This window comes from Collinsella sp. AM33-4BH, assembly GCF_003469205.1.
Classification (GTDB): Bacteria; Actinomycetota; Coriobacteriia; order Coriobacteriales; family Coriobacteriaceae; genus Collinsella.
Genome location: NZ_QSIN01000005.1, coordinates 175,795 through 182,904, shown reverse-complemented (window position 1 = coordinate 182,904; position 7,110 = coordinate 175,795). Strand labels below are relative to the sequence as shown.

General features: G+C 61.5%; 5 protein-coding genes. 3 read left to right on the top strand and 2 right to left on the bottom strand.

Translation table 11 applies throughout. The features are described from left to right. A partial coding sequence (locus DW821_RS05545) for a transposase (RefSeq protein WP_147487033.1) occupies positions 1-534 on the top strand: 534 nt, incomplete at its 5' end. A gap of 163 nt (positions 535-697) precedes the next feature. Here the strand turns inward: DW821_RS05545 and DW821_RS05540 are convergent. Together DW821_RS05540 and DW821_RS05535 are read right to left on the bottom strand one after the other, a co-directional pair. Beyond that, positions 698-2,011, bottom strand: coding sequence for a DUF4038 domain-containing protein (locus DW821_RS05540; protein ID WP_117778723.1), 1,314 nt, complete (start codon positions 2,009-2,011; stop codon positions 698-700). 208 nt (positions 2,012-2,219) lie between these two features. Beyond that, positions 2,220-3,647 (bottom strand): PTS transporter subunit EIIC, encoded by a 1,428-nt coding sequence (locus DW821_RS05535; protein WP_118065982.1) that lies wholly within the window; start codon positions 3,645-3,647, stop codon positions 2,220-2,222. Positions 3,648-4,137: 490 nt separating this feature from the next. Here DW821_RS05535 and DW821_RS05530 point away from each other — a divergent pair, with 490 nt between their 5' ends. Together DW821_RS05530 and DW821_RS05525 are read left to right on the top strand one after the other, a co-directional pair. After that, positions 4,138-5,475 (top strand): prolyl oligopeptidase family serine peptidase, encoded by a 1,338-nt coding sequence (locus tag DW821_RS05530; protein WP_118065980.1) that lies wholly within the window; start codon positions 4,138-4,140, stop codon positions 5,473-5,475. Between the two features lie 79 nt (positions 5,476-5,554). Then, positions 5,555-7,066 carry a nucleoside hydrolase-like domain-containing protein gene (locus DW821_RS05525; protein WP_117766222.1) on the top strand — a complete coding sequence of 504 codons (1,512 nt, stop codon included), beginning with the start codon at positions 5,555-5,557 and terminating at the stop codon, positions 7,064-7,066. The last annotated feature ends 44 nt before the right edge of the window (positions 7,067-7,110 follow it).

Below are 7,110 nucleotides of genomic sequence, written 5' to 3'. Positions count from 1 at the left end.
GAGGCCGCCGGGGAGGCCGCGGCCGCCTCCACCGCGCCCCCGCCGGCGCTCGTCGAGGCCGAGAACAGGCAGGTCAGGTTCCTGGCCGCCCGGATATCGGAGGCCCTCGACGAGGCCGGGGCCCTCGAGGCCGAGACGGCGGGGCTGCTCGAGGGCGACGAGACCTACGCGTGCCTGCTCACCGTGCCCGGCATCGGCCCGAGGACCGCGGCGCAGCTCGCGGTATCGGTCGACATCGCGAGGTTCCCGGACCACGACCACCTGGCCTCGTACCGCGGCATAGCCCCGAGGGTGAGGAGCTCCGGCACGTCGGTGAGGTCGGTCAGGGCGTCCAGGCGGGGCGACGCGAGGCTCAAGTCCCTGCTGATCTTCTCGTGCAACAGCCTGGTGAGGTCGTCGGGGCGCTACGGCGAGTACTACCGGGCCTGCAGGGCGCGGGGCATGGGGCACGGGCGGGCGCTCAAGGCCGTCGCGAGGAAGCGGCTCAGGGCGATATACGCCGTGATGCGCGACCGGGTGCCCTACCGGGAGTAGCCCCGACGGTTGACAAAACTATAGGAACACCCAATGAGTACCCAATGAGTAAACAAAGAGTGCGACGGAATGGCTCCCCTTGGCAGCTTAAAGCCGTCATGCAGGAACCATTCCGTCGCAGCCTAATGAAAGGGACTGGGCTGTAAATATTGGAGAAGAGCCGTTAGCGCCCGGGGGCCAGGATCACCAGAGCGTCGTGCTCAAAGGGATGCTGAGCCACGCGCACGGTGCCGTCACCGTTATCGCGGACGGGCAGCTTGGCGATGCGCTTGTCCTCCATGTCGAGGACCGTCGCCGTCCAGCCGCGCGCGCCGTCGAGCTTAAACTTGAGCGCCGTGGTGCGCGGCAGGTACGTGACGACGCGATCGCCAACGCGCGCCACACGAATGGCCTCGCGCGCGTCATCGAGCAGCTCCTGCGCCGGAACCACGGCAAGCGCGTCGTCGGCAGCCGTGGCACCCAGGCCGGCAAGCACATGCTCAATCGCGCCAAAGTCCCACACGCCCGCAAACTGCAGGCACTCTTGCCAGCGGAACGGCATGTCGAAGCCCTCGCCCAGCACCGAGCCTTGGCTGCGCGATGTCTGCCAGTTCCAAACGCCGTGTGCGCCGTAAGTTACGCCGGCACTGGCGCCGGCAAGAATCGACGACCATACGCTCGCGCGGCAATCCTGCGCGGTGAAGCGCCAGTACACATTGCGCGACGCACCCATCTGCTCGTAACAAGGCTCAGAGTTGACCATCGGCTTTTTAGGGTAGTTGGCGATAAAGTCCTGCGGCAGACGCCATGCCTCGGGCTGGCCCTCGTAGTTGTGGCCGGGCTGGAACATATAAAAGTCCAGACGGTCCAGATACTGCGCCGGAATGGTGCGATTGGCGCGGTTGATATGCATGGTGCGCAGCGCCTCGGGCGCGCGCTTGACGACCTCGTCGAGCGCGTCCTCGTAATAGGCGATCGCCTCGTCGCCGGCAAAGTCGGTATCGCCCGTCACCACGTAGACGGGGTTGAACTCGCCCAGGTTCTCGACGACGCGGGCAACGTGGGCACGGACCTCCTCACGCGGCATAACCTCGGCGCCGCAACGCTCGGCGATCTTGGCACCCCAGGTACCGGGCACGTAGTTGCACCACATAAGCACGAGCGCCGGACGGATGCCGTGCTCGACGGCAGCACGGCACATGGCGGCGGCGCGGTCCCAATATGCCTGGTTGGGACGGGACCAATCAAAGTGCACGCCGTCCTCGCTGGCATAGGGCCAAATGCCCAGGTCGGGGCAGCAGCGGTCCCACTGCGGCAGCGTGTTGATCTGCAGCACATTCATGCCCTGCTCGGCACGGCGGGTCAGGTAGTAGTCCCAGTCATCCTCGGCAATGCTCGTAAATGCGCTCCAGCACGTATCGGCAAACCAGAAGAACGGTTTGCCCTCGCACAAAAAGCCGTCCTGGCGACCGTTGACGGTCAGCTTTCCCAAACTCATCTGCATGTCCTTTCGTTTGATAAAGGATTTGCGAACCGCCGGGGGCTTTCGCGGTAACCCCGTGCGAAAGCCCCTGCCGCTTGGCAAACCCTCGCGGGCGAATCCCGTCCGCCCCATCAGTCTACCTTGCAAGAAGGGCCCCGCCGGGCTTACGCCTGACGGGGCCCTGTCGTGTAGGTGAGGTCATATGTGACCGAACGGTTTGGCCTTAGGCCTCCATCTCGGCGAGTTCCTCCTTGGAGAAGCCGCAGGCAAAGACGACGGCAGCGGCGATGACAAAGGAGATTGCCATACCAACGATAGCCCAGACGGTGTTCATCTGGCCACCCTGCAGGTAGTTGGTGAAGACCAGGAAGTTGGACGCACCGCCTGCGAGGTAGTAGGTAACACCCATGAGGCCGGAGAACACAGCGCCGATGGCACCGCCGATGAACATGCCGAGCATGGTGCGGCGGAAGCGCATGAGGATACCGAAGAGCGCAGGCTCGGTAACGCCGCCGGCGATGGCGGAGATGACGTAACCGATGGCAAGGGACTTCTCGTCGGGGTTCTTCATCTTGAGGAAGGCACCGAAGGCGCAGCCCCAGACAGCGGCCATAGCGCAGTTGGTGGAAACGAAGACGAAGGGATCGTAACCGGCAGCGATGATCTGAACCTGGGCGAGCAGGATGACGGGCATGTGCATGCCGCAGACCACGAAGAGCTGCCAGAAGGCGCCGAGGATGGCCATGACGATCAGGATGCCGATGCCGCCAAGGTCAGCAAGGCCGAAGAGGGCGTTGGCGATCAGCGTACCGATCTCGTTGCCGATCGGAGCGAGGACGATGAAGGCAATGGGGATCGTGACGATCATGGTGCAGAACGGCGTGAAGACCGTGGACAGCACGTCGGGCATAACCTTCTTAAAGAACTTCTCGATGAAGTACAGGACGGGCACCGAAAGGATGATCGGCAGGACGGACTGCTGATAGTTGGCAGCAGCGATCTGGATGCCGTAGACGGAGATGATGCCGCCGCCCTCCTGGGTGGCGACGCTCACCACGGAAGGAGCCATGAGGGCGCCACCGAGCAGCATGCCGAGCACCGGGCTGGCGCCGAGCTTCTTAGCCGCGGCATAACCCAGGTAGATGGGGATAAAGGTGAACGTGGCCTCGTACAGCGTGGTGTAGAGGAACGTATAGGTCGGGTCGTCGGCCGAGAGCACACCGAGCATGGTGGGGCCGAGGACGGCCGCGATGGTACGGAACAGACCGCCGGCCATGAGCAGCGGGATGAGCTGGGTCATGGAGCCCGACAGATAGTCGAGGATGATATTGGGCAGGTTCTTGAGCTCGAACTTCTCCTTGGGAGCATCGAGGTTCTCGTTGACGGCCTCACCCTGCTTGACACCGGAGATGGCGACGAACTCGGCGAGCACCTTGGGCACGTTCTGGCCGATGATGACCTGGAGCTGGCTGCCGGCAAACTGGCAACCCAGAACACCCTTGACCTTCTTGATCTTCTCCACGTCGGCCTTGCTGTTATCCTTGAGCGTCAGACGCAGGCGCGTCATGCAGTTGGTGGCAACGGAAACATTCTCCGCACCGCCCACGAGCTCGAGGACATCGGTGGCAATCTGCTTGTTATCTACTGCCATGGGACCCCTCCCCATATCTTCGTGTGCCAGCCCCCTTGGGCTTAGGCACGCCTTTGGCCCGGCGACTATAACCCCTTACGGTTGCCGGACCCTTGGATACGCTTTTGTAAACAAGGTGTTTACTGAACGTTTACGTGCTTTAGTTTACACGGAGCGCCGAATTTATGGCAATTTTGCCGTCTACAGTCCGGTGAACGGTAGGAAATCGGGGGTGAACGTATTTGAATGGCGGGAGATGGTCTCTTTGACCCTCTATTGATATATAGCCATTTACGTGGGATTTTATTTTGATGAACACCTCACTGATCTGTTAACTCATCAACAGAATCCCTGCTAGAAGCTAGTAAACATACGTTTAGTAGTTCACGACGTGTTCAATTTTGCCGTTTACCGAGTTCATCTGGTTATTCTTCAATTCTAGATTACACTAAACATGTTTAGTTTGTATTGCCGCAGATGCCAGGCATTCGCGGCGCAAGGGAGGCAGCTCATGGAACTCAAATTGTGTACCTACGCAACCGTCACCACCTTGGGCGACTTTGGCCCCTGGATCAGCAAGGTCGTACTCGACCTGCCCTGCACCGTGCGCGCCAACGACATCGACGCGAACACCTTCCATATATATGTAGAGCGTCACGAGCGCTCGGGCGATGTTCTGATGCGCAAGGAACGCGGCGCCGACCATGCCGCGCCCTCCGTGGGTTACATCGACATTCTCGCCGCATATCCGTGCGACGAGAACGGACGTAAGCTCGCCGTGGGCACCCATGTGGCGCTCGAGGTCGCCGAGCAGCGCCTGACCAAGACCATCGAAGGCGGCGTCATGGGCTCGCGCATGCTCGATGACCAGCTGCGCATCACGCAGCTCACAGCTCTTCCCGGCAACGACGGCGACGATCCCACCTGCGGCCTGGTCTTCGACACCTGCCGTGGCGATATCTGCCCCGCGCTCAAAGGCTGGAGCAACGCCACGCAAAAGACCGCCGTCGACGGCATCGCGCTCGAATACGGCTTCTTTGAGCCCAGCTTTAAGGCAGAGGACTCGGCCTGCTTCAATCCCTTCGCGCCCGAGGCGACGGTCGTACCCCAAAAGGCACCGCTCGTGGTGTATCTGCACGGCGCCGGCGAGGGCAAGGGCGCCACGCAAGGCGAAGGCGCTACGCGCGCCTATATCGGCAACCGCGTGACGGCCATTAGTCAGGCGCAGATCCAGCGCTACTTTGGCGGCTTTGCCTGGGTGCTCGTGCCGCAGTCGCCCACGTTTTGGATGGACAACGGCGTCGAGCAACTCGGTCGCTCCAACCAGAGCATCTACTCCTCCGTGCTCAAGGCGCTTATCGACGAGTTTGTCGCCGAGCATGTCGACCGCATCGACACCGACCGCATCGTGGTCGCCGGTCTTTCCAACGGCGGCTTTATGACCCTGCGCCTGTGCGCCGACTACCCCGATTTCTTCGCCGCGGGCCTTCCCTGCTGCGCCCCGTGGTACAACGCCACGGACAAGGACGTGGCCGCGCTCGCCAAGACGCCGCTGTGGTTTACGCACTCCAAGGGCGACGAGCTCGTGCACCCGCAACAGACCGTGCTGCCGCTGTTCGCGCGCCTGCGCGGTGCCGGCGCCAACGTGCATCTCACCTACTTTAGCCATGTCGAGGACCTGACCGGCGTGTATCGCGAGGCCGACGGCTCGGCCAAGAAGACGTTCAACCACGGCGTGTGGATCCACCAATTCAACGACCTGTGTTATCAAGACTTCGACGGGGGCAACGTACTCATCGACGGCGAGCCGGTGGGCTGCTGGGAGTGGTCAGCCAGGGTCGACCGCTAAGCCCTCCCATCGCGGGGACCGGGGTTTAGTCTTGCCTTGCGCGTAACTGGCTGAAATTATTTTGGTTGGAGCTTTGCTTATGTCCCAGAATTTGACTCGGGTGATTGCTACTACCGATATGGAAGTCGATGATATGAACTCGCTTGTTCATTTGGCTCTGTATCTCAACTTGCTTGATGTTCAGGCTGTGGTGTATACGGCTTCGCAGTATCACTTTCTTGGGGATGGGGTTCATACGCTCGGCGAGGTGAATTCGCATTGGCGGACCAAAGGGCGGCGCTCTTATGAGTGGGCTGTTGTGCCTCATGAGCCCGATCCGCTAGCCGGCGAGCTTCGTGAGTATCGGCCGTTTCCCGAGCATTGGATTGAGAGTCTCTGGAGTAATGAATATGCCCAGGCTTGGCCGCAGTTGCAAGCAAATGCCGCCGCTGCCGGTGAGCCGCCGTTTCCCACGCCCGCCCAGATGATCGAGCGCACCTTTGTGGGAAATGTTGCCTTTGAGGGTGATGTGACTGAGGAAACTGAGGGGTCTCGCGTAATTGCGCTGGCGATTCTGGATGATGATCCGCGTACGTTATGGCTGCTCAGCTGGGGTGGTATGAATACGATCGTTCGCGCCCTCATGAGTATTGCCGAGCGCTATCGCGCCACGCCCGAGTGGCCCGCCGTACAGCAGCGGGTCTATCAGAAGGTGCGCGTGATGGGCGTTGCCGATGGTGTGGGGCAGGATAACTCGTGGCTCGACCATGGGCGCGAGCTCTTTCCCGAGCTCATCTTTTGGCGTACGCCCTATATGTATGGCAACTATTTCGACGCCAAAACAGCTCAGCCCGATACGCTGCCGCTGTTTAAGGCTCCTTGGCCCGAGCAGAATCTCACGCAGGGCAACGGCCCCCTCATGGCGCGCTATATGTTCTATGGCGATGGTAAGGTCTACGAAAACGAGCCCGAGCGCTTTCAGTTTGGCAAGCATGCCCGTCTGGATTGGGGCCTGGAAGGCATGCCCGCGGTGCAGTTTGAGCGCGGCGATTTTATGGCCGAAGGCGACAGCATGACCTATATTCCGCTGCTGCCGTTTGGCCTGCGCGGTATTGACGACCGCGACTTCGATACGCTACTCGGCCGCATGTTTCTTGATGGACACCCCGATGCGAAGGCGCCCGCCGATTTTGCCTCCATCAGCACGCCCGCAGACGACAATCTCAATCCCTACCTGCGTGCCTATCAGGAAGACTTTGCCGCCCGCGCGCAATGGTGTGCCCATGATCCGGCAGCCTGCTCGCATCCGGCGCATGTTGTCGAGGTCACGGCCGACCGCAGCGCCGCAGCCGGCGAGCGCATCGACCTTGCGGCGACCATCGTCGACCCCGACGGCAGGGGCTTCGATGCGCATTGGGATGTCGCCGTAGACCCGTCGAGCTATGCAGGCGTCCAGGATCTGTCGCTATGGCAAGAATGCACGGAGGATGCCACTTTCATCGTGCCCGCCGACGCACGACCCGGCGACCGCTTTGTGCTCACCCTCACCGTGCAGACGCGCGCCGAGTGCTCCTGCACCCGCTACACCCAGGTCGCCGTGACTGTGGCATAGCAAGGGCGACGCCCACATTCGACAAAGAGTGTCCCCAGGCGCCA

Excerpts from the sequence above, each read along its gene's own strand:
- DW821_RS05535 (WP_118065982.1), bottom strand. The coding sequence starts at position 3,647 with ATGGCAGTAGATAACAAGCAGATTGCCACCGATGTCCTCGAGCTCGTG.
- DW821_RS05525 (WP_117766222.1), top strand. The coding sequence starts at position 5,555 with ATGTCCCAGAATTTGACTCGGGTGATTGCTACTACCGATATGGAAGTC.
- DW821_RS05530 (WP_118065980.1), top strand. The coding sequence starts at position 4,138 with ATGGAACTCAAATTGTGTACCTACGCAACCGTCACCACCTTGGGCGAC.
- DW821_RS05540 (WP_117778723.1), bottom strand. The coding sequence starts at position 2,011 with ATGAGTTTGGGAAAGCTGACCGTCAACGGTCGCCAGGACGGCTTTTTG.